This window comes from Cohnella sp. SGD-V74 (assembly GCF_003001675.1).
GTDB lineage: Bacteria > Bacillota > Bacilli > Paenibacillales > Paenibacillaceae > Cohnella.
The window spans coordinates 1-21,742 of sequence record NZ_PVYW01000037.1 but is presented as its reverse complement, the minus strand read 5'-3'; the positions used below and the strand labels follow the sequence as shown (position 1 = coordinate 21,742).

At 57.4% G+C, this 21,742-nt stretch carries 27 protein-coding genes and 1 rRNA gene; 26 read left to right on the top strand and 2 right to left on the bottom strand.

The window, feature by feature from the left end:
* Positions 1–184 precede the first annotated feature (184 nt).
* The 17 genes from B0G52_RS34455 to B0G52_RS34385 all read left to right on the top strand — a co-directional run bounded on the left by B0G52_RS34455 (position 185) and on the right by B0G52_RS34385 (position 11,341).
* Positions 185–895: an SAF domain-containing protein gene (locus tag B0G52_RS34455; protein ID WP_094050973.1), complete on the top strand. Its 711-nt coding sequence runs from the start codon at positions 185–187 to the stop codon at positions 893–895.
* Positions 892–1,731 (top strand): CpaE/TadZ family protein, encoded by an 840-nt coding sequence (locus B0G52_RS34450; RefSeq protein ID WP_094050972.1) that lies wholly within the window; start codon positions 892–894, stop codon positions 1,729–1,731. The genes B0G52_RS34455 and B0G52_RS34450 overlap by 4 nt, the downstream gene beginning before the upstream one ends.
* Positions 1,728–3,155, top strand: a complete 1,428-nt coding sequence (locus B0G52_RS34445; RefSeq protein WP_233163349.1) for an ATPase, T2SS/T4P/T4SS family — start codon at positions 1,728–1,730, stop codon at positions 3,153–3,155. The genes B0G52_RS34450 and B0G52_RS34445 overlap by 4 nt, the downstream gene beginning before the upstream one ends.
* Positions 3,149–4,093, top strand: coding sequence for a hypothetical protein (locus B0G52_RS34440; protein ID WP_094050970.1), 945 nt, complete (start codon positions 3,149–3,151; stop codon positions 4,091–4,093). The genes B0G52_RS34445 and B0G52_RS34440 overlap by 7 nt, the downstream gene beginning before the upstream one ends.
* 38 nt (positions 4,094–4,131) lie before the next feature.
* Positions 4,132–5,025: a hypothetical protein gene (locus B0G52_RS34435; RefSeq protein WP_094050969.1), complete on the top strand. Its 894-nt coding sequence runs from the start codon at positions 4,132–4,134 to the stop codon at positions 5,023–5,025.
* Positions 5,026–5,040: 15 nt separating this feature from the next.
* Complete coding sequence (locus B0G52_RS36035; RefSeq protein ID WP_181918100.1) at positions 5,041–5,190, top strand: hypothetical protein; 150 nt, start codon at positions 5,041–5,043, stop codon at positions 5,188–5,190.
* Positions 5,191–5,245: 55 nt separating this feature from the next.
* Positions 5,246–5,392 carry a hypothetical protein gene (locus B0G52_RS35795; protein ID WP_158223996.1) on the top strand — a complete coding sequence of 49 codons (147 nt, stop codon included), beginning with the start codon at positions 5,246–5,248 and terminating at the stop codon, positions 5,390–5,392.
* Positions 5,389–5,817, top strand: a complete 429-nt coding sequence (locus B0G52_RS34430; RefSeq protein WP_094050968.1) for a hypothetical protein — start codon at positions 5,389–5,391, stop codon at positions 5,815–5,817. The genes B0G52_RS35795 and B0G52_RS34430 overlap by 4 nt, the downstream gene beginning before the upstream one ends.
* 39 nt (positions 5,818–5,856) lie before the next feature.
* The gene (locus B0G52_RS34425) at positions 5,857–6,339 is read left to right on the top strand and encodes a hypothetical protein (RefSeq protein WP_094050967.1); all 483 of its coding nucleotides are present in this window, start codon (positions 5,857–5,859) and stop codon (positions 6,337–6,339) included.
* A 143-nt stretch (positions 6,340–6,482) separates the two neighbouring features.
* Positions 6,483–7,694: a M24 family metallopeptidase gene (locus B0G52_RS34420; protein WP_094050987.1), complete on the top strand. Its 1,212-nt coding sequence runs from the start codon at positions 6,483–6,485 to the stop codon at positions 7,692–7,694.
* Between the two features lie 190 nt (positions 7,695–7,884).
* On the top strand, positions 7,885–8,418 hold the full coding sequence (gene sigY / locus B0G52_RS34415; protein WP_094050966.1) for an RNA polymerase sigma factor SigY: 534 nt from the start codon (positions 7,885–7,887) through the stop codon (positions 8,416–8,418).
* Positions 8,402–8,749, top strand: a complete 348-nt coding sequence (locus B0G52_RS34410; RefSeq protein WP_094050965.1) for a DUF5345 family protein — start codon at positions 8,402–8,404, stop codon at positions 8,747–8,749. The genes sigY and B0G52_RS34410 overlap by 17 nt, the downstream gene beginning before the upstream one ends.
* Entirely contained in the window at positions 8,742–8,996 is a 255-nt protein-coding gene (locus B0G52_RS34405; protein ID WP_094050964.1) for a hypothetical protein, read from the top strand. The genes B0G52_RS34410 and B0G52_RS34405 overlap by 8 nt, the downstream gene beginning before the upstream one ends.
* The gene (locus B0G52_RS34400) at positions 8,989–9,183 is read left to right on the top strand and encodes a PLD nuclease N-terminal domain-containing protein (protein ID WP_094050963.1); all 195 of its coding nucleotides are present in this window, start codon (positions 8,989–8,991) and stop codon (positions 9,181–9,183) included. The genes B0G52_RS34405 and B0G52_RS34400 overlap by 8 nt, the downstream gene beginning before the upstream one ends.
* A complete protein-coding gene (locus tag B0G52_RS34395; RefSeq protein ID WP_094050962.1) occupies positions 9,183–10,097 on the top strand; it encodes an ABC transporter ATP-binding protein in 915 nt (304 codons plus the stop codon). The genes B0G52_RS34400 and B0G52_RS34395 overlap by 1 nt, the downstream gene beginning before the upstream one ends.
* Positions 10,094–10,864, top strand: coding sequence for an ABC transporter permease (locus B0G52_RS34390; protein WP_094050961.1), 771 nt, complete (start codon positions 10,094–10,096; stop codon positions 10,862–10,864). The genes B0G52_RS34395 and B0G52_RS34390 overlap by 4 nt, the downstream gene beginning before the upstream one ends.
* Before the next feature lie 93 nt (positions 10,865–10,957).
* Positions 10,958–11,341 (top strand): ATPase, encoded by a 384-nt coding sequence (locus B0G52_RS34385; RefSeq protein ID WP_094050960.1) that lies wholly within the window; start codon positions 10,958–10,960, stop codon positions 11,339–11,341.
* A 110-nt stretch (positions 11,342–11,451) separates the two neighbouring features.
* On the opposite strand, the gene B0G52_RS34380 is transcribed toward B0G52_RS34385, so the two are convergent.
* Entirely contained in the window at positions 11,452–12,528 is a 1,077-nt protein-coding gene (locus B0G52_RS34380; RefSeq protein WP_094050959.1) for an EAL domain-containing protein, read from the bottom strand.
* Positions 12,529–12,620: 92 nt separating this feature from the next.
* On the opposite strand from B0G52_RS34380, the gene gatC reads away from it, so the two are divergent.
* The 7 genes from gatC to B0G52_RS34345 all read left to right on the top strand — a co-directional run bounded on the left by gatC (position 12,621) and on the right by B0G52_RS34345 (position 19,800).
* Complete coding sequence (gene gatC / locus B0G52_RS34375) at positions 12,621–12,908, top strand: Asp-tRNA(Asn)/Glu-tRNA(Gln) amidotransferase subunit GatC (protein WP_094050958.1); 288 nt, start codon at positions 12,621–12,623, stop codon at positions 12,906–12,908.
* 20 nt (positions 12,909–12,928) lie between these two features.
* Positions 12,929–14,389, top strand: a complete 1,461-nt coding sequence (gene gatA, locus B0G52_RS34370; protein ID WP_094050957.1) for an Asp-tRNA(Asn)/Glu-tRNA(Gln) amidotransferase subunit GatA — start codon at positions 12,929–12,931, stop codon at positions 14,387–14,389.
* Positions 14,390–14,402: 13 nt separating this feature from the next.
* Entirely contained in the window at positions 14,403–15,836 is a 1,434-nt protein-coding gene (gatB, locus tag B0G52_RS34365) for an Asp-tRNA(Asn)/Glu-tRNA(Gln) amidotransferase subunit GatB (RefSeq protein WP_094050956.1), read from the top strand.
* A gap of 96 nt (positions 15,837–15,932) precedes the next feature.
* Positions 15,933–16,409: a GNAT family N-acetyltransferase gene (locus tag B0G52_RS34360; RefSeq protein WP_094050955.1), complete on the top strand. Its 477-nt coding sequence runs from the start codon at positions 15,933–15,935 to the stop codon at positions 16,407–16,409.
* A gap of 173 nt (positions 16,410–16,582) precedes the next feature.
* Positions 16,583–17,350 (top strand): TM2 domain-containing protein, encoded by a 768-nt coding sequence (locus B0G52_RS34355; protein WP_094050954.1) that lies wholly within the window; start codon positions 16,583–16,585, stop codon positions 17,348–17,350.
* Positions 17,351–17,466: 116 nt separating this feature from the next.
* Entirely contained in the window at positions 17,467–17,898 is a 432-nt protein-coding gene (locus B0G52_RS34350; RefSeq protein ID WP_094050953.1) for a Fur family transcriptional regulator, read from the top strand.
* 165 nt (positions 17,899–18,063) lie between these two features.
* Positions 18,064–19,800 carry a glycosyl hydrolase family 18 protein gene (locus B0G52_RS34345; RefSeq protein WP_233163347.1) on the top strand — a complete coding sequence of 579 codons (1,737 nt, stop codon included), beginning with the start codon at positions 18,064–18,066 and terminating at the stop codon, positions 19,798–19,800.
* 67 nt (positions 19,801–19,867) lie between these two features.
* Here B0G52_RS34345 and B0G52_RS34340 read toward each other — a convergent pair whose 3' ends face one another.
* On the bottom strand, positions 19,868–20,242 hold the full coding sequence (locus B0G52_RS34340; RefSeq protein ID WP_094050951.1) for a DUF2614 family zinc ribbon-containing protein: 375 nt from the start codon (positions 20,240–20,242) through the stop codon (positions 19,868–19,870).
* Positions 20,243–20,446: 204 nt separating this feature from the next.
* Here B0G52_RS34340 and B0G52_RS34335 point away from each other — a divergent pair, with 204 nt between their 5' ends.
* Together B0G52_RS34335 and B0G52_RS34330 are read left to right on the top strand one after the other, a co-directional pair.
* The gene (locus B0G52_RS34335; RefSeq protein WP_233163345.1) at positions 20,447–21,325 is read left to right on the top strand and encodes a nucleotidyltransferase-like protein; all 879 of its coding nucleotides are present in this window, start codon (positions 20,447–20,449) and stop codon (positions 21,323–21,325) included.
* Between the two features lie 324 nt (positions 21,326–21,649).
* Positions 21,650–21,742: ribosomal RNA gene (locus tag B0G52_RS34330) — 16S ribosomal RNA — on the top strand; the annotation flags it as partial.

The window sequence follows — 21,742 nt, the reverse complement described above, 5'->3', positions numbered from 1 at the left end:
TGGGAAGTTTGTTAGAAATTGTTATAAAAGGTCTTTACAAGAGGGCTTGGGATTTGTTATATTGAGCCTAGTCAAGTCCAGCAAGTCTATATAGAACGTGAACTTACGCTGCGAAGAACGCATGCGATGGAGGTAACCCTCTATCCTTGCGTTCTTTTTTATTTTCCGAAGAGAGGGTGTTGGCATGAACAGGAGAAAACAAGCCGCGATCAGCCTGACTGCGGCGGTGCTGTCGGGAGTGCTCGTCTACGGCGTGTACTTGCTGCAGCTCAGGCAGATCGAGCTTCAGGAGATGACGGAAGTCGTCGTTCCGAAACAATTTATTGCGACGGGCGTTCGCCTGGAAGAAGCGCATCTGACGACGATGGCGATGCCGCGATCCGCGCTGTCGCCGGAGATGATGACCGACGTGTCGGAAGCGCTGGGGCTGGAGACGTCGATGCCGCTCGGCGGCCGAGAGCCGCTGCTGCGCTGGAAAGTCGACAAGTATCGGCTGCTGCCCAAGGCCGGGCAGTCGACGTTCCAGATTCCGCGGGAGTACGTCAAGTCGATCTCCAGCGGCATACGGGCGGGCGACGAGGCCGTCGTGTACTTGTCGGGCTCGGAGGCGGAACCGCGCAGGCTGTTTTCCGAGGCCGTATCGGTCGCGGGGGTGAAGACCGCCGCGAATCTGGAAATCGACAATCCGAAAAACTCGAATCTGATGTCGATGGCCAGCGGGGACAAGGAGGGCATGTACGCTTCCCGGCGCGACGCCAACGGGACGATTGACGCGATCAATTTGAATTTGACGGAGGCGCAGTGGTTGGCGCTCGACGCCGCCTGCAAGGACGGAACGGTCAAGCTGGTCATCGCGTTCCAGGCGTCGTCGATTCGGGAGGAGGATCGCCCATGAGCGGCAGATTGGCGGCATTCGCGGGCTCGACTCCGAATATCGGCACGTCGCTGACGGCGTTCGGAACCGCGTATCGCATCGCGGCGCTGACCGGCCGCAAGGTCGGCTTCCTCTGCCTGAACCTGAAGAGCGCCAAGACGCACTTGTATCTGGGCGTCGACAAGCCGGACGTCACGCTGGATGGAGTGCGGCCGGAGCTCAGGGCGGGGACGCTGACCGGCGACAAGCTGAGTCGTTACGCCTTCCGACCGTCCAAGCCGGGCGGACTGCACGTCCTGTTCGGCAACCTGTCGCGGGAGCAGGCGGAGTATTACGAGCCGGAAGACATGAAGCAGCTGCTGGCGGCGTCCCGCGAGGCGTTCGATCTGACGATCGCCGACGTCAGCGCTTATTGGGACAACGCGGCGACGATCTGCGCCATGCGCGAAGCGGACGAGCGTTTTCTTGTCACGACGGGCAGCCTCAGCCATTTTCAGGAGGACGTCCATCGCTGGACCGGTCAAGTCGGTCCGCAATTCGGAATGAGCCCGGAGCAATTTCAACTGGTGCTGCTCCAGGGCAATCATCGATCGACAGGGGGAGGATTCGGAATGAAGGAAATTCGCAAAGAAACCGGATGCACGGAGTTTACCGAACTGAAGCTGCTGGAGAGCGTGCATTTGCAATTGGACAGCGGCAGGCTGGACGAATGGCTGGCGTCGGAAGAGAAGCACGCCGCCGCTTTCGACGCGGTCGCCGAGCCGCTGATCGGCCGGCTGAACTGGTCGGACCGGCTGCAGAAGACGAATAGGCCGTGGATGCGCAGATTGCTCATGCACAGAAGGAGAAGAACGTGAGCGTGGAGCTTCGGACGGGAAGCAGCCGCTTCTCGCCCGCCGCTTACGCTGCCCAATTGCAGACCTCCACTACGGTCCCTGCGGCCGTTTCGCTCGACGACAGGGATTCCTCCGCAGGCTTGAATCGGCTAAGGGCATACACGGAGGAAGTGCGGCAGATGCTGTCGACGCCCAGAGGCTGGAGCGAGGAAGAGCGCAGGCAATACGCGGAGAAGCTGAACCGGGCAATTATCGGCTTTCCGCAGGAGCGGGCGGAAATGCTGGCGATCATCTCCGACTGGATTATCCGCAAGCGGCTGCAGCACGTCCAGTTCGGCAGCCTGCCTTATCCGACGCTGGCCGAGGCGCTGTTCGCCGAAGTCATCGGGATGAACGTCCTGGAGCTGGTGCTTCGCGATCGCGAGGGGCTGGAGGAGGTGCAGGTGGTCGGCACGCGCATTTTCGAGGTGCGGGACGGCCGGGCAGCGGCTTCTCCTTACCGGTTTCGGGAGGTGAGCGAGGTAGAGAGAATTCAGCAGAATCTGGTGCTGTTCAACAATGACAGGATCAATCCCCGCAAGCGCTGGGCGGAAGTGCTGCTGCTAGACGGCTCCCGCGTCACGCTGACGGGCTTCGGCTTTACCGCGCAGCCGACGCTGACGATTCGGCTCTATACGGTGAAGAAGTTCAGTCTAGACACGCTCTGCCGGCCTGAATACCGCACGATGGACGAACGGGTCAAGTCATTGCTGCTCGTAATCGTGCGGAGCCGCTTCAATATGGTCGTGATCGGGGCGACGAATACGGGCAAGACCCACCTGATCAAGGCTCTGATCTCGGCCATGCCGGATGAGGAGCGGATCGTGACGATCGAAGGAAGGTACGAGCTGATGCTGGGACGGGACTTCCCGGAGAAAAACGTCGTGGAATACGAGGCCGAGGAGGACGATCCGCTGCACGGTCCTCGTCAGGCGTTCAAGCTGGCGCTCAGACAGTCTCCGCAGCGGATCTGCCACGCGGAGATTCGCGACGAGGACGCGAACATTTACGTTCGCGCCTGCACGCGGGGGCACGAGGGGAGCATTACGTCCGTTCATGCCAGCGGTCTGGAGGACGTGCCAGATACGATCACCGATATGTGCATGTTGGATGGCCGGGGAATGAATCCGATGACGATGACCCGAAGAATCGCCGAACACGTCACGCATATCGGATTCGAGATGAGAATGATCGGCGGCGTGCGCAGGCTGGCCAGGGTCGGCGAGTTCGAATGGCGGGACGGAGAAGTGCATGTCCGCGATCTCGTTCGCTATGAGGAAAGCGAGGATCGTTGGGTCTTCCCCGGCGGCTTCTCTCCGAAGGCGCTTCGCAAAATTCAGCGAGCCGATCCGGAAGGCTATCGGCTGATCGCGGAAGGCGGGCCGAGGGGGGAGATATCTTGTTAAAGCTAGCCGTCCTTGGTCTTGCCGCTATGCTGTTCCTGCTCTTGGCGACCAGCGTATATTTCGGCTTGTCGGCTTGGTGGAGCGGCCAGTCGCGCAAGCGGCGATTGCGGGGAAGCCGCGGCGGAGGAGGCCGAGGAAGCGAAGAGCTGCTGCCGCCGCGATGGAATCGATGGAGCAGGCCGCATCGCCACGTGTCCGACTTGCTGCTGGCGCTGGGCTGGCGAATGAAGCCGGCAGGGTTCGTCGTCTGCTCTCTGGGCATGGGGCTGCTCGGAATCGTTGTCGGGGCCGTCGTATTCCAGTCCGCTCGCTCTGTGCTGACGTTGCTGCTCATGCTGAGCTGCACGCCCTATCTCGCCTTAAGAATGTCGCTGATGAACCGTCAGATGTCGACGCGCCTGGAATTTCTCCCCGCGGTCGAGCTGTTCTATCAGAGCTATCTCGTTACCGGGTGCCGTCATATCCGGATCGCTCTGCAGAAGACGGTGGAGGAGCGGCGGCTGCCGGGGGAGGTACAGGCGGTGTTCGACCAGCTCTACCGCAACCTCTCGGTCAAAGGAGACGACGAAGGCAGCTTGCGCCGATTCTCGCTGTCGTTCGGCAACATGTGGGCGGAATACTTCGGCAACATTCTGAAGATCGCCTTGGAGGAAGGCAATAACGTCTCGGACAATCTCCAGGAGCTGATCTCCGATATGCGCAAAGCCCAGCTCGCCAACCAGGTGGAGAGACATCGGATGCTCGAAATCCGCCTGGCGAATTATACGCCGGTGCTGTTTCTCGGCATTTTCATGGGCGTGAACTTCAAGCTCAATCCGACGGGGAGCTACGAATACTACATCGTCGACGCCGGAGGGAGGGAAATGCTGCTTAACGCGGTGCTGCTGCTGTTCGGTTCGTTCATGATGGGGCTTTACCTGTCCAGAAGGAAGCTATAAAAGGCAGTTCATGCACGGTGAGAAAAGGGGGAGGCGGGATGTCGGAGTTCATCATGTCGCTGACGTTCGGATTAAGCTGGCTGCTGCAATTTTCGCTTGCGTTCGGCGGCATCTATGCGGCGGCCAGGGTTATTTTCGCGCCGCGGAATCGTTGGCGCATTCATCTGAAAGGTTGGCGCAAGCGCCGCGCTCCCCGTTGGTGGTACAAAGTTTGGCGGACGGACCGGGAAAGCGTCGCCCTGCAAGAGAGGAGAGTGCTGCTCCTGGGCTGCGGCATCCGGTATTCACCGGAATCTTATCTGGCGCTGCGTCGCTGTCTGATGACCGCGTTCCCCGCTGCAGGGCTGGCGCTGTACGCGCTGCAGGCGAGCAAGGCGATGTCCTCGCTAACGGCTTGGAACGCGATCTTCGTACTTGCGGTCGCGACGGTTCTATTATCGCTCGATCGTTCGGCGCTGCACTCGATCCGCCGTCACCGGACGGACCGGATTCGCCGGGAGATCGTGGCCGTCATCAGCCAACTGCTGTATTACACGGGCTCCAGAATGCACCTCCACGGCAAGCTGATGAAATGCTTGTCCCTGACCCGCCACATCCGCAACGAGATGGGGCTGCTGCTGAACGAATGGTATCATGACGCGGACGCTGCCCTTAAGCGGTTCAAGGAACGCCTCGGCACGGACGAAGCCTATGGTTTCGCGGAGACCATCCGATCGCTTCGGCTGAACGAAAGCGAAGAAATCTACGCTTTAATGAGAGAAATCGTACGAGATTATAAAGCGCAGATCGAGCTGTCCAGGCAGAGCCGCAAAGAGACGACTTCCTACTTGTTGTTCGTGCTCGCGGGAGTTCCCATCTTGTACACGTTCCAAGTGTTTCTGTACCCGTGGGTGCAGGAGGCGGCGAAGCTGTTCGATGCTCTGAATCCATAGAAGGGAGGTACCGTCATGAGAAATATCCTGATTACGGTTATGATGCTGATCGTTGTCGCGCTTATGTTCAATTCGATTATCGCTCAAGACAATACAGGGACGAAAGCCCGGATCGAGACGCACGGAGACACGGCCAATACGACACTCGGCAATATGCAGCCTTAACCCATGGCTGGCTGAATAGAAACCCGGTAGTCGACATTCGGAAAGGAGCTTCGAGATGAGACAGTTGCTCATGACGATGCTGTTGATTGTTACGGTCGTGCTGCTGTACACGTCGTTCGCGCAAGGAGAAAACGGAGCGAACGCGAAAATAACCGATTCCGGCAGCCGGATGGCGGATCGGCTGTCCCGCATCAGCCCATGAAACAGCTGCTCGTATTCGTGCTGTTCGCCGCTTTGTTTTGCTGGCTGATGTTCTCTCCTATTTATAAGCATGTGCTCGTCATCCGTCAGGCGCTGCTGCAGCAGGAAGTCGATTACATGCTGGAGATCGGGGCGAGCGGCAGATACGGCTATATCGACGGCTGGATGGTCGAGGAGTCTCGCGCCCGGCTGGCGCAATACGGCTTTGCCCCGGCGCTGCTGGAGTATGAGATCCATACCGCCTCGGGGGCGGACGGAGGCAACTCGGCGAACCCGCTGCCCAGAGGCACCGGTCTGCGCCTGCGCATCGCGTATCCGTACGAAAACCTGCTCGATATCGACCGGTTGATCGGTCTTTCCCCGCCATCGGAATACGCCCGCATATCCGGCAGGGGAATGAAAATGAGCGAATACGTTCCCGATTGACCGGCGGGCGGAGCGGCTGCGGAAGGAGTGAACCTGGGGATGGCCAAGCTAATATTCAGCGTGCTGATGATCATTTTTTGGTGGATGCTCCATGCGTTGCAGATCGACGAGGAGGCGGCTATGCGGGTCGTTCACGAAGCGAAGCGCGCGATCGACCGCGCGGCGCACGCCGCGGCCCAGCAGGTCGATCGGGAGAAGCTGGAAATGGGGATCATATCGATCGATCCCGATGTCGCCGGGCAGACGGCTCTGTCGTATTTGAGCTACAACTTGTCGTTGGATGCAGGCCTCGAACCGCTGCCCGGGAGCTTCCTTCGCGATCCGGTCCAGGTGATTGCGTTCGATATTATTAATGAAGACTCGAGCTTTCCTTATACTTATCGCAATCCGCAGTACGATTACGAGGTGACGTTGGATCGCCCGGGAGTCGTGCTGATCGCGCATGTCAAATATCCGCGATTGTTCGGTGTGCTGGCTCCGGTCGAATGGGAGCTGAAGGGAGCGGCTGAGCTGGTGTTTTAGCGAGGGGCGTTTAGCGAAGCAGTGCTCGCCGGGAGCGTGCCGCATCTGTTAGGCGAACGATCGCGTCTCGATTGACGGTCGATCCCATCTTTGCTCTAATGGAGGGAGTGGAAGATGACTTCGATTACAAGGAGATGCGCACGATGAGCACGGTTCCGCCGAACGGAGAATGGTCCGGTCGCGTCCATAGATTGCAGGTTAAGCTCTCGGCCGCCGGTATGGCCGGCTGCCTGATCACGCAAAATGTCGGCATTTATTATTTTACGGGTTCGATGCAGGCCGGGTACGTTTTCGTCCCGGCTGCCGGAGAGCCGACCTATTACGTAAGAAGAAGCCTGGTAAGGGCATTGGAGGAGTCGCGGATCAGAACGACGGAGCTGCTGTCGTTTCGCGGGTTCGGCGAACAGCTGCGGGCGGACTATCCGCAGAGCTTTGCGGGAACCGAAGAAGGACAGCCTCCTCTTATCGGCTCGGATCTCGACGTGATGCCCGCGCAGCTTTACTTGAAGCTCGGGGAGGTTATTCCCGTCGCCCGCATCGTCGATTCGTCGGCGATGCTCAGATCCGTCCGCAGCGTAAAGTCCGACTACGAGATCGGCCGCATCTCCAATGCCGCCGAAGTCGTCGCCGCCGCCCTGGACGAAGGCCTGGCGGAGCTGAAGCCGGGAATGACCGAGCTGGAGCTGATGGCGGTCATCGAGCACGGTATTCGCAGAAGAGGGCATATCGGCTTGCTGCGCATGCGCGGCTACAACCAGGAGATTATGACCGGCATTGTCTCCGCCGGAGAAGCCGCGGCCGAGCCGTCCTATTTCGACGGTCCGGCCGGTGGGCGCGGATTGTCGCCGGCTTCGCCGAAGAGCGTCAGCCTTCGGCCGATCGGCCGCGACGAACCGATCTTGCTGGACCTGGGCTGCTGCATCGACGGCTATGTGATCGATCAGACGCGCACGGCGGTTATCGGGACGCTGAGTCCGGAGCTTGAAGCGGCCTACCGGGTAGCGGAAGAGATCATTCGCGACGCGGAGCGGCTTCTTCGCCCCGGCACGACGCCCGAGCAGATTTACGTCCAAGCGCTGGAAACGGCGGATAAAGCCGGATTGGCCGGGCATTTCATGGGCTTCGGCAAGGATCAGGTGAAGTTTCTCGGTCACGGCATCGGCCTGGAGATCGACGAATGGCCTGTGCTCGCCAGAGGCTTCCGCGATCCGCTCGAGCCGGGCATGACGCTGGCCGTGGAGCCCAAGTTCACGTTTCCGGGACAGGGCGTCGTCGGCGTCGAGAATACGTATCTCGTCACGGAGAACGGCTGTCGGGCGCTTACGAAATCACCGGAAAAACTGTATGAGTTATAACCTTTTCGGAATGTAATGGGCACCTTCTTCATGGGTTCAACCTGTATCGATATCGGGAAACTGCCGGAAACCGCGAAGGTTTTCGGTTTTTTTTATTTTACGTGAACGAACTTATCCCCTCGTTCGTATAAGCTGCGATAGACGAGAAATTCTACTACGATGGAACTTGAGGAGGCGGGAGCGAAGCGATATGGTTCGATCGGGCAAAAACTCCCGCGCGGGACGGATAAAGGATGCGGAGCTGGCAAACCTTCTGCGAGAGCATTACGCTTTCGTGTTTCACTATCTGCTGAAGATTACGATGGATCGCTCGATCGCCGAAGATATGACCCAGGAGACGATGATCAGAGCGATTGAAAAAATCGACCGGTACGACGGCAGCTCCAAATTTTCCACATGGCTCATTACGATCGGTACGAGGTTATTTCTGGACGTCGTTCGCAGAAGGAAGCGGGAAACCGCCATTTTGAAAGAAGAAGGCCGTATGTCCGCTTTTCAATGGGAAACGTCGTCCCGGGGCGCCGAATGGACGGAGCTGATGGCGTGTCTGGAGAAGATGGGACGCGAAGAAAGAATGCCGATTGTGCTCAAACATTACTATGGATTCACTTATGAGGAAATCGGGGAGATGATGGCTCTTCCGGCCGGGACGGTTAAATCGAGGATTCATCACAGCATTCGAAAAATCAGAGAGGAGTGGGGAGACGATGACGCGACCCGATAGGGAAAACGAGGAGAAGTTGGAGCAGGCGCTCAAACAGGCGTGGGACGATCTTGAAGCGGCTTATCCGATTGCTCCCGCCCATCCTGAAGTTTGGAACGTACTCGTGCGGGAGCAGCGAAAAAACGTCAGAAGGAAGTTATGGCGGGATCTGCTCGTTTTGTGGTCGGTCGCTCTTCCGTTCATTGCGGGAATGATGCTGCTAGGAAGGGGCTTTTCGGGATTTTTCGTTATTTTCTGGTCGTTCCAGGCTCTCTCTGCCGGAATAGGCATTTTAGTGCTCCTAAGCGAGATAAGGAAGAGAAGGAACAAGGAGCCGGCCGCTTATGAATGATTTGGCGCAAATGGAGTGGCTGCTGTGGCTGGGACTTGGAATGCTGCTGCTCGCGCAGAGTACGGGATTGTTCCTGCATGCCAGGTCGCGGGGGAGGAAAGCTTGGTTTTGGGGGCTGTGGGGATTGACGAATTTTCCTTCGCCGTTGGTAACCTATGCGTTATTGCAAGCTTGGAACGCGCGGAAACGGAAACGACAGACGAAATCGGCGGAAAACCACTCTGAAGGAGAGATGAGAGATGGATAAGGCCCAGCTTGTGCAAATTTTAATACCGGTCGCTGTCATTCAGGTGATTCTCATGACAACTGCGCTCGTGTTCTTATTTCGCGCCCATGCGGTGAGAGGGAACAAGTGGATGTGGGCCGCGATTATCGTTTTTATTCATATTTTGGGGCCGATTCTGTTTTTCGCTTTCGGCAGGAAGGATACGTGATGAACAACATTCTGGTCGCTGAAAATCTGTCGCGAAGCTTCGGCCGAACGGAAGCGCTTAGAGAGGCCAGCTTCGCGATCGGAGAGAACCGCTGCATTGCGTTGCTGGGGCCCAACGGAGCCGGTAAAACGACGACTCTCTCCATTCTCGCGGGCCTGCTGGAGCCGTCGTCCGGCAAGCTTGAGGCAAGCGGAGAGCTGCCAGGCGATCGCAGACGGTGGATGGGATTTCTGCCGCAGCACCCGGCCTTTTTCGGATGGATGACAGGGCGCGAGACGATGCTGACGGCCGGTCGGCTTTGCGGCTTGTCCGCAGCCGAAGCGGCTCGCCGAAGCGAAGAGCTTCTGGAGGCCGCCGGGTTAAAGGATGCGGCTCACCGGCGCGTCGCGGGGTATTCCGGCGGTATGAAGCAAAGATTGGGACTTGCGCAGGCGGTCATTCATAGCCCTCGTTTACTGTTGCTGGACGAGCCCGTATCTGCTCTGGACCCGATCGGAAGGCGGGACGTGCTGGAGATGCTGGCCGACTGGAAACAGAAAATGACGGTCGTGCTGTCGACTCATGTGCTCCATGACGCCGAACAGATCTGCGACGAATTGATTTTGATGAACAAAGGACGAGTCGTCATGCAAGGAGGCATGGAGCAGCTTCGTCAAGCTGCGGGGAAGCCGTTCTTAAGAATCGTCGCGGAACAGAGCGAGAACGCGAGCCGATGGATCGCCGGATTGCGAGAGTTGCCCGAATCGGCGAGGGTCGATGAAGAAGGATGCCAATGCCGAATCGAGACTGACCATATGGATGCTTTGCGCGATAAGGTGCTAAGAAGCGCTTTGGATCAAGGGATAAAGCTGACTGCGTTCGAAATCGGGAGAAAATCGCTGGAGCATTGGTTCATGGAGGCGGTGCGATCATGAGGAAATACGGGGTGCTGTTCGCCAAAGAGGTGCGGGAGGCGTTGCGTACAGGCAAACTGATCTGGCTGCCGGCAGTTTTCGTCCTGATGGGTCTTATTCAGCCGATCAGCGCCAAATTCATGCCGGACATCATCGCCGCCGCGGGCAATCTGCCCGAAGGCGCTGTGATTCAAATCCCGATTCCGAAGCCCGGAGAAGTGCTTGGGCAAGTATTAAGCCAATTCGGAATGATCGGTATGCTCGCGATCTGCCTGGCGTACATGGGGACGATATCCGGTGAGAAGAGGAACGGAACGGCTGCTTGGATTCTGGTGAAACCGGTCGCTCCATTGGCCTATGTGGCCTCCAAATGGACCGCATTGTGTTTGACCGTCGGTTTTTCTTTCGCACTGGGCTACGGCGCCGCCTGGTATTATACCGATCTGCTGATCGGGAGCGCTGACCCGGCAATGGTCGCCGTCTCGGGATTTCTCTATTATGCTTGGCTCGTATTCGTAGGGACAATGACGATCGCGGCCAGCGCCTGGATTCGTTCTCCGGCCGGAGCTGCGTTCTCCGCTTTCGGGCTGGCCCTCGTTCTGCAGCTTGCTCGAGGATTGTTCGAGAACAGGCTGACCTGGCTCCCGGCCGAATTGAACAGTGCTGCGATCAGGGGATTGTCGGCGGGTGAAAGTTCATCGTGGACGACTGCGGCTTTCGTGACGGCTATAGGTGTTTTGGCGCTAATGACGGTTGCGGTTAAAGGGGCGAACGCAGCAAGGCCTTAGATTTTCTCCTCTCCGGAATGACAGTGTTTGCATAAGGTTATGCTTTTCTAGTAGGATAGTAGTATTCCGGGAGAGTAGGGGAGGAGAATCGGCATGCTGCAACTGGGGGAAAGAATCGTCATCGTGGATGACCGGTTTGAGCAGAATTTGCCTGTGGGCGAATACGGCTACATTATCGCCTATGATCGTAATAACGACAGCGCATTCGATTATATTATTCGCGTGCCTAAAGCCAATAGACAATTTTACGTGCCGGATTCGGACATCGAGCTGGAGCGAACGCTGCTTGAGCTGGAAGCCGATCGGATCGAGAAGGAAGCGTTGATCGACTTCGCCTTGGTAACCCGCAACGAAGAACTGTTCAAGCGGATTATGAACGGCGATCAAGCGGATGAACAGCCGGCGGACGACTCTGGCAAGGAAGTGCTCAGCCGCGAGGAGTTCATACGCCAAGTGAACCTGAAGGCCTGGATCTGATCGGAAAACGCAAAAAGCATTGGACGTAACGGCTTGCGGGCCGCTCGCGTCCGATGCTTTTTTTGCGTTGCGCGCAACGCTCCGTCATGGCCCCGGCCGGGGCAGCCGATTCAACCGAAAGGAACCGGAGCTTTCATGGGAACCGGGGTTGCCCGGCCGAACAAGAAGCCTTGGAACAAAGGCACGCCCGCCTGCTTCAAATAGGCCCACTCTTCCGGACGCTCGATCCCTTCCGCGAGCACGACGCCGTGGAAGCGCGCCGCCCGTTCCAGCAGACGGTCGATATAGCGCTGCTTATCGGGATCTTCGTCGCAGCGGCTCACCCATTTGCGGTCCATTTTCACGTAGTCCGGCTTAAGCCGATCGACGACGTCGAGCGTGGCGTAATCGGTTCCCACGTCATCGAGGGCAAGCCGGACTCCTTCGCGCCGATAGATGTCGAATACGGCCGGAAGCCGAGGATCGTCCAGAGGTTCCGTTTCCATCACTTCGAAGACGCAGTCGCCGGGATCGGTGCCCGTCTCTTTGATCGCGTCGAACGTGCATCTTAGACAGGTTTCGGGCCGATAGAGGGACGAAGGAAGGAAGTTGACGAATCTTTTCGTCCCTGGCGGGAGGTGCGCCGCGCCCATTCGGATGGCGATCTGCCTGGCCGCCCGGTCGAGGAACGAATGCTGGCCGATTTTCCTGGCGGTCTCGTACAGCTCCGCGGGGCGGAAAGGCGCTTGCTCCGGCATCGGGCGCGTCAGAAACTCGTACCCCGCGACCGCCCCGTCGGGCCGGACGATCGGTTGGAGATACACGGTGAAGTGGCGATGCAAAATGTAGTCGGGAACGCTGACGCCGCCGATCTCTCCGAACAGCTCCGCAAGCGGTATCCAAGCGTCCTCGTCCGGCTCGTCTGCCGAAGAAGGATCGACATGCTCCGGAGCGAACCGGATTCTGCACCGAACCGAGCCGGCATCCGCTGCCGGGACCTGCCGCTGGAGCTTGCTTATCAGACGCAGCAGTTGCTTCTGATCCGCATAGTTCATCTCCAACGCAGACGATTGAGCGTTCTCCGGAGCTGCGAGCTCCGCGATTGCCCGATGCAGCGAGTCGCGCAGATCCGGGGCTTCGGCGGCGAATTCTACCGTTCCGGCATCCCTGAGAGGGGCGGAGGAGAAAGCCCGGTGATAGCGAGACATGGCGAATCCCCCTTTTCATTGAGTTCCCTTAGTTTGTCCGATATAATGAAAAGAATGAGCGGAAATGCGGAAATAAGGAGGGTTTTGACAAGATGAGCATTACGATCAAAGACGTCGAGCATGTCGCCAACCTGGCCCGTCTCGACCTGTCCGAAGCGGAGAAGGAGCAGTTCGCCGGACAACTCAACGCCATTCTTAAATATGCCGAGAAGCTGAATCAGCTGGATACGGACGGCATCGAGCCGACAAGCCACGTCCTGCCTCTCGCCAATGTGATGAGAGACGACGAAGTTAGGGATTCCTGGCCGGTAGAGAAAGTTCTTCGCAACGCTCCGGAAGAAGAGGACGGCCAATTCAGGGTTCCCGCGGTTCTGGAATAAAGATTAGGAGGAGCAAAAGCATGTCGGTGTTCGACCTTAGACTGTCCGAATTACATAATCGTCTTCAAAATAAACAATTATCCGTAACCGAGCTCGTCGAGCATTCCTTTAAGCGGATCGCCGAGACGGACGGCGAGATCGGCGCGTTCTTGACCTTGAACGAAGAAGGCGCCCGTAAGGAAGCCCAGGCGCTGGACGCACGGCTGGCCGAAGGCGGGGAACGCGGACTGCTGTTCGGAGTTCCGGCCGGCGTCAAGGACAATATCGTCACGGAAAGCTTGCGCACCACTTGCGGCAGCAAGTTCCTCGACAACCACGATCCGATCTACGACGCGACGGTCGTCTCGAAGCTGCGCTCGGCCCAATCCGTGACGATCGGCAAGCTGAACATGGACGAGTTCGCCATGGGCGGTTCCAACGAGAACTCCGCCTACCGCGCCGTTCGCAACCCGTGGAATCTGGAACGCGTTCCGGGCGGCTCCAGCGGCGGATCGGCGGCTTCGGTCGCGGCCGGCCAAGTGTATTTCTCGCTCGGCTCCGATACCGGAGGTTCGATTCGTCAGCCTGCGGCTTATTGCGGCGTCGTCGGACTGAAGCCGACTTACGGTCTCGTCTCGCGGTTCGGCCTCGTGGCATTCGCCTCCTCGCTGGACCAGATCGGACCGATCACGAAAAACGTGGAAGACTCCGCCTACGTCCTCCAAGCGATCGCCGGCCACGACCATCGCGATTCGACTTCGGCCAACGTCGACGTTCCGGACTATCTGTCCGCGCTTACGGGCGACGTTAAGGGACTGCGCATCGGCGTGCCGAAGGAGTATATCGGGCAAGGCGTTGATCCTCAAGTGAAGGAACGCGTACTGGAAGCGCTGAAGGTGTTCGAATCGCTCGGCGCCACTTGGGAGGAAATCTCGCTTCCGCATACGGAATACGCCGTTGCGACTTATTACTTGCTGGCTTCCTCGGAGGCTTCTTCCAACCTGGCTCGCTTCGACGGCGTACGCTACGGCGTGCGCGCCGACAATCCGGCCAATCTGCTCGATCTGTATCGCCGCTCGCGCAGCGAAGGCTTCGGTCCGGAAGTGAAAAGAAGAATCATGTTAGGTACCTATGCGCTGAGCTCGGGCTATTATGACGCTTATTACAAGAAAGCCCAGCAGGTGCGCACCCTGATCAAGCGGGATTTCGACCAGGCGTTCGAGCAGTACGATCTGATCATCGGGCCTACAGCGCCAACGACGGCGTTTAAGCTGGGCGAGCAGGTGAACGACCCGCTCACGATGTATTTGAACGATATTTGCACGATTCCCGTCAGCCTGGCGGGAGTGCCGGCGATCAGCGTTCCGTGCGGATTGGCCGAAGGGCTGCCGGTCGGATTGCAAATCATCGGCAAGCCGTTCGACGAGTCGACGGTTCTGCGCGCCGCGCACGCATTCGAAAGCCAAGCCGGTTTCCGCGATCTGCGCCCGGCGCTGTCTTAGGAGGGTCCCAACCATGTCTAAATACGAAACGGTCATCGGCCTCGAGGTACACGTCGAGCTGCACACGAAATCGAAAATTTTCTGCGGCTGCTCGACTTCCTTCGGAGCGCCGCCGAATACTCATACATGTCCGGTATGTCTGGGTCACCCCGGCGTACTTCCCGTACTCAACCGTCAAGCGGTGGAGTATGCGATGAAGGCGGCGATGGCGATCAACTGCGAAATCGCGGAATGGTGCAAGTTCGACCGTAAGAATTATTTTTACCCCGATTCGCCGAAAGCGTACCAAATCTCCCAATACGATCAGCCGATCGGACAGAACGGCTGGATCGACATCGAAGTGAACGGCAAGACGAAGCGGATCGGCATTACGCGCCTGCATCTCGAAGAAGATGCCGGCAAGCTGACGCACATCGACGGCGGCCTCGGTTCTCTTGTCGACTTGAACCGCGTCGGTACGCCGCTCGTCGAAATCGTCTCCGAGCCGGATATCCGTTCGCCCGAAGAGGCGAAGGCTTATCTGGAGAAGCTGCGCGCGATTATGCAATACTGCGACGTATCCGACGTCAAGATGGAGGAAGGCAGCCTGCGCTGCGACGCCAACATCAGTATCCGTCCGTACGGGCAGGAGAAGTTCGGTACGCGCGCGGAGCTGAAAAATATGAACTCTTTCCGCGGCGTTCAGCGCGGCTTGGAATACGAGGAGCTGCGTCAGGCCGACATTCTCGACGGCGGCGGAGAAGTCGTGCAGGAGACGCGCCGCTGGGACGAAAACCAAGGCAAAACGTTCAGCATGCGCGGCAAGGAAGAGGCGCACGACTATCGTTACTTCCCGGACCCGGACCTCGTTCGCCTGCATATCGACGACGAGTGGAAGACGCGCGTACGCGCTTCGATTCCCGAGCTGCCGGACGCGCGCCAAGCGCGCTATATCGAGAAGTACGGCTTGTCTTCTTACGACGCGGGCGTGCTGACCGCATCGATGAAGCTGGCGGATTTCTTCGAGGAGAGCCTCGAACATACGAGCGACGCCAAAGCGTCGGCCAACTGGATTATGGGCGACTTGCTCGGTTATTTGAACGCGAACAACCTGGAGCTGGACGCCGTCCAGATTACGGGACAAGGTCTGGGCGAGATGATTCAACTGATCGAGAAGGGCACGATCAGCACGAAAATCGCCAAGACGGTGTTCAAAGGCATGCTGGAGACGGGAAAATCCCCGCAGAAGATCGTCGAGGAGCAAGGCCTGGTGCAAATCAGCGACGAAGGCGCCATTCTGGCGATCGTCGACTCGGTCATCGCGGCTAATCCTCAGTCGGTGGAAGATTTCCGCGGAGGCAAGGACAAGGCGATCGGCTTCCTCGTCGGCCAGATTATGAAGGAGACGAAGGGCAAAGCCAACCCGGGTCTCGTTAACAAGCTGCTGATGGACCGTCTGAAGGGCTGAGCGAAATAGCGAATCAACGGCAACTCCCGCACGCAACCCGCGGGATTGCCGTTGTGTCATTTTAGAGAGAGAAAGACGAGGGGGCTTGGCCAGTTTATGAAAATCCAATCGTTGAACATTCGGCTGCGGGAGACGTCCGAGGAAGTATGGGCGCTGCAGCATCCCGCTTACAGGGTCGAGGCGGCGCTGATCGGCGTGGCCGACTTGCCGCCTCTGCGGGATACGATTCAGACGCTGCAGAACTCGGGAGAAATTTTCCTCGGGGGCAGGAATGAGGAGGGCGAGCTGGTCGGCGCCGTATCGTACGAGACCGACGGTCCGGGACGTTTTACGATCTGCCGCGTTATGGTTCATCCCGAATTCATGCGCCAAGGGATCGGCGCGAAGCTGCTGGAGGCGGCGCTGGCCGCGGAGCTCTCGTCGACCATTTGGAGCGTAACTGCGGAGATCCGCAATTTGCCCGCTCTCCGGCTTTACGAGAGATTCGGCTTCGAACGCGTGGAGACGTTCAAGCCGGTTCCGGGGATTACGATGGTTCGACTGGTGCGCCGGCCCGCGCCGGAGAAGCTTTGAAGGGCCGGTTCGACCTCCGACTTAAGCCTAGGTTTGCCCCCGTCCGAGTACCGTTGTTGGGCCCGGCGAGGGCATGCTACAATGAGGCAACAAGCCGGACGCGCGGCAAGATGACTTGCGAGAGACGCACATACCTTCGTCTCGCTGGAATGATACTGTCGGAGGGATAGGCCATGAAAGAATCGGACAATTGGAATCAAGAAGGAGGATTTCCGCCCCCTCCCAGCCCTGATGCGGCTAATGCGGGCGGAGCGGCGCAGCAACGACACTGGCCGCCGGGGTACGGAGCGCCGGGGCCATTCCCGGAACGGCTTCCGGAAACCCGGAGGAAGAAGAAAAAGTGGGTCGCGGGATTGCTGGCTTTCTTCGTTCCCGGGATCGGGCATATGTATTTGGGGCTGATGGTTAAAGGCATCGTGCTCATGATGCTGCTCTTCCTGGATATAACGGCCCTTATACAAGCCGCCGAAGGCAGCAACACGCTTCCGGTCGTCCTGCTCTCGTTTCTGATCCCGATCATTTACTTTTACAGCCTGTTCGATGCGATTCAACGCACGGATACCGTCAACGAACGCACCGCGGCCGGAGCGCCTCCTTATGGTTACCGTGCCGATTGGGGGCCTTCGCAGGCTCCGGCTCCAGGATCTTATCCGCAGCAGCACGGCAACTGGGAGCAAGCGTCTCCCGAAGCGGCATCCGTGCCGCCGCAGTCGCCGCAAGGGCCGCAAGCGCAACAAACGCAACAAGCGCGCAATCTACCGCCCGTCGGCATTCTGGTCGTGGCCGGAGCGGGAGTGCTGATGCTGGTGACGTCGGGCACGGGTTGGACGAACCGGCTGTTCAGCTCCGCCGGCTCGGTGTTCGGGGCCGTCGTTTTGATCGGAGCGGGCATCGTTTTCTGGTTCTGGGAAAATCGGGCGCAGAAGAGCAACAGGAACTGAATGGACCGGACTGAAGTTGCGGGGATGTTTCTTCCATTGACAACGACTGAACGCGAAACGTAGAATAAGTTATACGCGCGTCAGTACGCATAAGTTATACGAAAGGCTGTGAGAGCATGGAATCCAAGGTTGAGCATGCCGTGGACCAGCTCAAATCCGGCGGAATCCGGATGACCCCTCAACGATACGCTATATTGCATTACCTGATGGAATCGTATTCGCATCCGACGGCGGACGACATATTTCGGGCTCTTTCTCCGCAGTATCCGAGTTTGAGCGTGGCTACCGTTTATAATAACTTGAAATTATTCGTGGATGCGGGACTTGTAAGGGAATTGACTTACGGAGACGATTCCAGCCGATTCGACGCCGATATGTCGGATCATTACCACGTGACTTGCACGAGCTGCGGAACGATCGTCGATATCGATCATCCGCCGGTTATGGAAGTGGAGCGGACTGCGGCCGCCATGACGGGGTTCAGCGTGCTGGGACACCGGCTGGAAATTTACGGGCTCTGCCCGACCTGCAAAGGAATGCATTCTTAAAACCGATGGCAAGACATGAAGCACGCGGGGCGAAATCTCGGCGTGCTTTTTATTTGGCCTGCGCGAATAGAACCCGGATATTTAGCAACCTGATCGACGCTAGAATCGTACTTTTATCAGGACATGTTCATCATCCAGTCCAGCAGAAACGGAGTTGAAAAGGAATTGAACAACGAGTTTGCACCCAGAGGGAGGCGTTCCGGCCGGCGTTACGGAAGGTGGCTGTTCATTATGCTGCTCTTCTTCGCGGCGGCGGGAGGCACGATCTGGTGGAAGATAGCCCATTCGGCCAACACGTCTTACGTCGTTCCAACCTATGTCGCGCAACCGAATCCGATTATGTTCGGAGGGGAATGGACCGAGCAGTATGCCCGGGGCGACAAGGAAGGACTGCTTATTCCGATTACGATCGCTTCGCGCATGCTAGGAGACGGAGTCCGCTATGAGGAGAAGACGGAAAGCCTTATTTTGACGACCGACACGAAGGTTATGCATTTCAAGACGGACGAGCTCGACGCGACGCTGAATCGCGAACCGTTTACCCTTAGATTCGCGGCCAAGAAGCTGGACGACATTCTGTATTTGCCCGTAGCTCCGCTGACCGAGCTGTTCGGCATACAGGTGAAGATCTCCGAAACGTCGGGTATCGTCACTTTGTACGAGCCGGGAGAAGAAGTGCGTCATGCGAAAGTGCCGGTCAAAAAGGAAAAAGGAATCAAGCTTCGGGAAGGTCCGGACAAATCCTATCCGATCGTCGAAGACTTGGCGGGAGGGACGGACGTTCGCATTATGGAGGAGACGGAAGAGGGCTGGTACAAAGTCCAGTCCGAATCCGGTCATCTCGGTTATATCGCCAAGAATGGAGTCGAATTGGCCGAATCGGAGACGATTCCTTCCGAAATCGACGACGAAGAGCCTTTCATAGCTTGGAAGTCGGAAGGCCGGAAAATTAATCTGACCTGGGAAGCCGTCTATTCGGCTAACCCGGATACGGCGAAAATCGGGGAACTGCCCGGAGTCAACGTAGTCAGCCCGACATGGTTCGAGTTGGTGGACGGCGAAGGAAACATACGCAGCAATGCGGATGCTTCTTACGTGAAATGGGCGCACTCGAAGGGGATTCAAGTCTGGGGACTGTTCAGCAACGCCTTCGAGCCGGATCGGACGCATGAGGCGCTGTCCAGCTACGAGTCGCGTCTGACGATGATCAAGCAGATGCTGGCGTATGCGAAGACGTTTAAGCTGCAAGGCGTAAACATCGATTTCGAGAACGTCTATACGAAGGACAAAGATAATCTCGTCCAGTTTGTACGGGAGATGACGCCGCTGATGCACGAACAAAACCTGGTCGTATCGATCGACGTGACGGGCAAATCGAACAGCGAGATGTGGTCGGCGTTCCTGGATCGGAAAAGATTGGGCGCCAGCGTCGACTTTATGATGCTGATGGCTTACGACGAGCATTGGGCATCCAGCCCGGTCGCCGGTTCCGTGTCGTCGCTGCCGTGGACGGAAAACTCTCTGAGGCGAATTCTGGAAGAGGACGGCGTTCCGCCGAGCAAATTTATTTTGGGCGTCCCTTTCTATACTCGGATCTGGACCGAGGAGCCGAATGGCGAAGGCGGCGTTAAAGTATCGTCTAAAACGATGAGCATGAACGCCGTTAACAAGCTGATCGAGGAGAAGAAGCTTAAGCCGGTTTTCTCGGAGGAAACGGGACAGCATTACGTGGAGTTCAAAGAAGGGGAAGCGGTCAAGAAAATTTGGATTGAGGACGCGACTTCCATGAAAGCCAGAGCGGAGCTGGTCGGCAAGTACGACCTGGCCGGGGTCGCTTCGTGGCGGCGCGGCTTCGAGACCGCCGATATTTGGGGCGTATTGGACGAGACGCTGCAAAAGTAATCATACTAAAATCATAAAGGCGCAAGTCTCCTTTGCATCGGAGAAGCTTGCGCCTTTTTCTTTTTGTCTAGGACTGGGATTGCAAAGGGACTTCCTTGTTGGTCTCCGCGGGTTTCTCCGTCGCTAGCGCCGGATCCCAAGTCAAGATCGTATGGCAGTACATGCAGCGATCTGTCGTGCCGAGCACTTTGGTGCGTTTGCCGCATTCCGGGCATTCCAGCACGGGGGCGCTCGTAGAGAGCATGCCGATATAGAAGTACATGCCCATGCTGATGAAACAACTGATGATGCCGAGCACCATGAACACGGCGGCGATGATTTTGCCGACTTCGCCGAACATCAGAATGCCGCTTGTCCCGAAGACCATGACGCCCATTCCGACGAATACGAGCAACAACGCCCAAGTTCGCATTGTCGATATTTTGCTGGCTTTCCATTTCATGTTGTGATCCTCCGTCTTTTAATGAAGCTTGGCCCCGATTCCGACATGTCACGATATCCCGCTTGCGCAGGGAAGCAGGAAACAGGGCTTGTGTTGTAGAACTACACCATACTCGCAATTTTTATTATAGCTCACATCGCCCGGCCAGACCACCTTGGAGGTTGTCGCGATGCGGGCTGATATGCTGAACAGAGGTGTGATAACGTGGCGCAAGCGAACATGAAGGGATTCGACATCGAGAGGTTGGCGGAAGATGAGGACGCGGTAAGTCTTCTGTTGATTGCCAATCCATTCTCCCATCAACCGAGATTGGATGGTCTGGACCGTCTCGTTCTGATCGTAAAAGACGACGAGGTTGCCGACAAGGAGATCGAGCATTGGATGTGGGACGATGCCCGGGTCCAGGTTCGGAGGGTTTCGCGCGAGCAGTTGGAGAGCTGGATCGTAGGCAGCTCCAACCGAGGCAGCGCCTATTGGCTCATGCACGGAGAAATCCTGGTCGATCGCGACGGTTATCTGGCCGACTTGCGCAGCCGCCTTCTGGATTGGTCTCCTCTTATTAGGGAGCAGAAGCTGCTGAGCGAATTTTCCCGATTCGTCAGAGGGTGTTTGCAAGCGAAACAGGATCTTAAAGACGGACAGGTGCTGGATGCGTACTCCAATGTGCTCGCATGCCTTCATTATTGGGCGCATATCGCGCTGGTCGAAGAGGGAATGCATCCCGAGTCGACCGTATGGGAGCAGATGCGCAAAGTCAATCCCGGCATCTACAAGCTGTTTGAAGAATTGACGACAAGCTCGGAGACGCTGGAGCAGCGAGTTCAGCTCGTTCTGCTCGCCTGCGAATTTTCCATCATGAACAAAATGGAGACATGCTGCGAGTTGTTGATCCGGCTGATTGCGAGCCGTCACGAGGCGTGGACGCCTGCCGAGCTGATGCGGCATCCCGATCTGGCGGGGCTGTCCCTTGAGCTGTCTGTGCTGCTCTACAAGCTGGTGAACCGGGGATGCATCCGGGAGATCGCCAAGCCTGCCCCTTCGCTCGGAAACGGCACTCTTGAGCTCAAATATACGTCCGCGTGAGCCGTCATAAAGATTAATCATAAAATGTCGAAAAAACCGTTGACTTGTCCATCCGACCTGTGATAAATTATATCTCGCCGCTGAAAAAGCACTAAGATGCGGACGCGGTGAGAATAAAGAAATGCAAACAAAGTTAAAAATAATGCTTGCATCGAAGGTTCGAACTGTGGTATATTATAAAGGTCGCTGTTAACGCGGTGACGAAATAAAGAAACACCGATTGTTCTTTGAAAACTGAACATTGAGCGTAAGAAACAACAAGCAATACCAGTTGTAAATCATGAGCCTCAAAGGCTCTGTGATTAAGAAGCTTCGGCTTCAACTTTCATGGAGAGTTTGATCCTGGCTCAGGACGAACGCTGGCGGCGTGCCTAATACATGCAAGTCGAACGGATTTAGGAGGGAGCTTGCTCCCAA

Excerpts from the sequence above, each read along its gene's own strand:
- B0G52_RS34400 (WP_094050963.1), top strand. The coding sequence starts at position 8,989 with ATGGATAAGGCCCAGCTTGTGCAAATTTTAATACCGGTCGCTGTCATT.
- gatC (WP_094050958.1), top strand. The coding sequence starts at position 12,621 with ATGAGCATTACGATCAAAGACGTCGAGCATGTCGCCAACCTGGCCCGT.
- B0G52_RS34390 (WP_094050961.1), top strand. The coding sequence starts at position 10,094 with ATGAGGAAATACGGGGTGCTGTTCGCCAAAGAGGTGCGGGAGGCGTTG.
- B0G52_RS36035 (WP_181918100.1), top strand. The coding sequence starts at position 5,041 with ATGAGAAATATCCTGATTACGGTTATGATGCTGATCGTTGTCGCGCTT.
- B0G52_RS34410 (WP_094050965.1), top strand. The coding sequence starts at position 8,402 with ATGACGCGACCCGATAGGGAAAACGAGGAGAAGTTGGAGCAGGCGCTC.
- gatA (WP_094050957.1), top strand. The coding sequence starts at position 12,929 with ATGTCGGTGTTCGACCTTAGACTGTCCGAATTACATAATCGTCTTCAA.
- B0G52_RS34350 (WP_094050953.1), top strand. The coding sequence starts at position 17,467 with ATGGAATCCAAGGTTGAGCATGCCGTGGACCAGCTCAAATCCGGCGGA.
- B0G52_RS35795 (WP_158223996.1), top strand. The coding sequence starts at position 5,246 with ATGAGACAGTTGCTCATGACGATGCTGTTGATTGTTACGGTCGTGCTG.
- sigY (WP_094050966.1), top strand. The coding sequence starts at position 7,885 with ATGGTTCGATCGGGCAAAAACTCCCGCGCGGGACGGATAAAGGATGCG.
- B0G52_RS34430 (WP_094050968.1), top strand. The coding sequence starts at position 5,389 with ATGAAACAGCTGCTCGTATTCGTGCTGTTCGCCGCTTTGTTTTGCTGG.
- B0G52_RS34405 (WP_094050964.1), top strand. The coding sequence starts at position 8,742 with ATGAATGATTTGGCGCAAATGGAGTGGCTGCTGTGGCTGGGACTTGGA.
- B0G52_RS34425 (WP_094050967.1), top strand. The coding sequence starts at position 5,857 with ATGGCCAAGCTAATATTCAGCGTGCTGATGATCATTTTTTGGTGGATG.
- B0G52_RS34360 (WP_094050955.1), top strand. The coding sequence starts at position 15,933 with ATGAAAATCCAATCGTTGAACATTCGGCTGCGGGAGACGTCCGAGGAA.
- B0G52_RS34455 (WP_094050973.1), top strand. The coding sequence starts at position 185 with ATGAACAGGAGAAAACAAGCCGCGATCAGCCTGACTGCGGCGGTGCTG.
- B0G52_RS34380 (WP_094050959.1), bottom strand. The coding sequence starts at position 12,528 with ATGTCTCGCTATCACCGGGCTTTCTCCTCCGCCCCTCTCAGGGATGCC.
- B0G52_RS34395 (WP_094050962.1), top strand. The coding sequence starts at position 9,183 with ATGAACAACATTCTGGTCGCTGAAAATCTGTCGCGAAGCTTCGGCCGA.
- B0G52_RS34385 (WP_094050960.1), top strand. The coding sequence starts at position 10,958 with ATGCTGCAACTGGGGGAAAGAATCGTCATCGTGGATGACCGGTTTGAG.
- B0G52_RS34340 (WP_094050951.1), bottom strand. The coding sequence starts at position 20,242 with ATGAAATGGAAAGCCAGCAAAATATCGACAATGCGAACTTGGGCGTTG.
- B0G52_RS34355 (WP_094050954.1), top strand. The coding sequence starts at position 16,583 with ATGAAAGAATCGGACAATTGGAATCAAGAAGGAGGATTTCCGCCCCCT.
- gatB (WP_094050956.1), top strand. The coding sequence starts at position 14,403 with ATGTCTAAATACGAAACGGTCATCGGCCTCGAGGTACACGTCGAGCTG.
- B0G52_RS34450 (WP_094050972.1), top strand. The coding sequence starts at position 892 with ATGAGCGGCAGATTGGCGGCATTCGCGGGCTCGACTCCGAATATCGGC.
- B0G52_RS34420 (WP_094050987.1), top strand. The coding sequence starts at position 6,483 with ATGAGCACGGTTCCGCCGAACGGAGAATGGTCCGGTCGCGTCCATAGA.
- B0G52_RS34435 (WP_094050969.1), top strand. The coding sequence starts at position 4,132 with ATGTCGGAGTTCATCATGTCGCTGACGTTCGGATTAAGCTGGCTGCTG.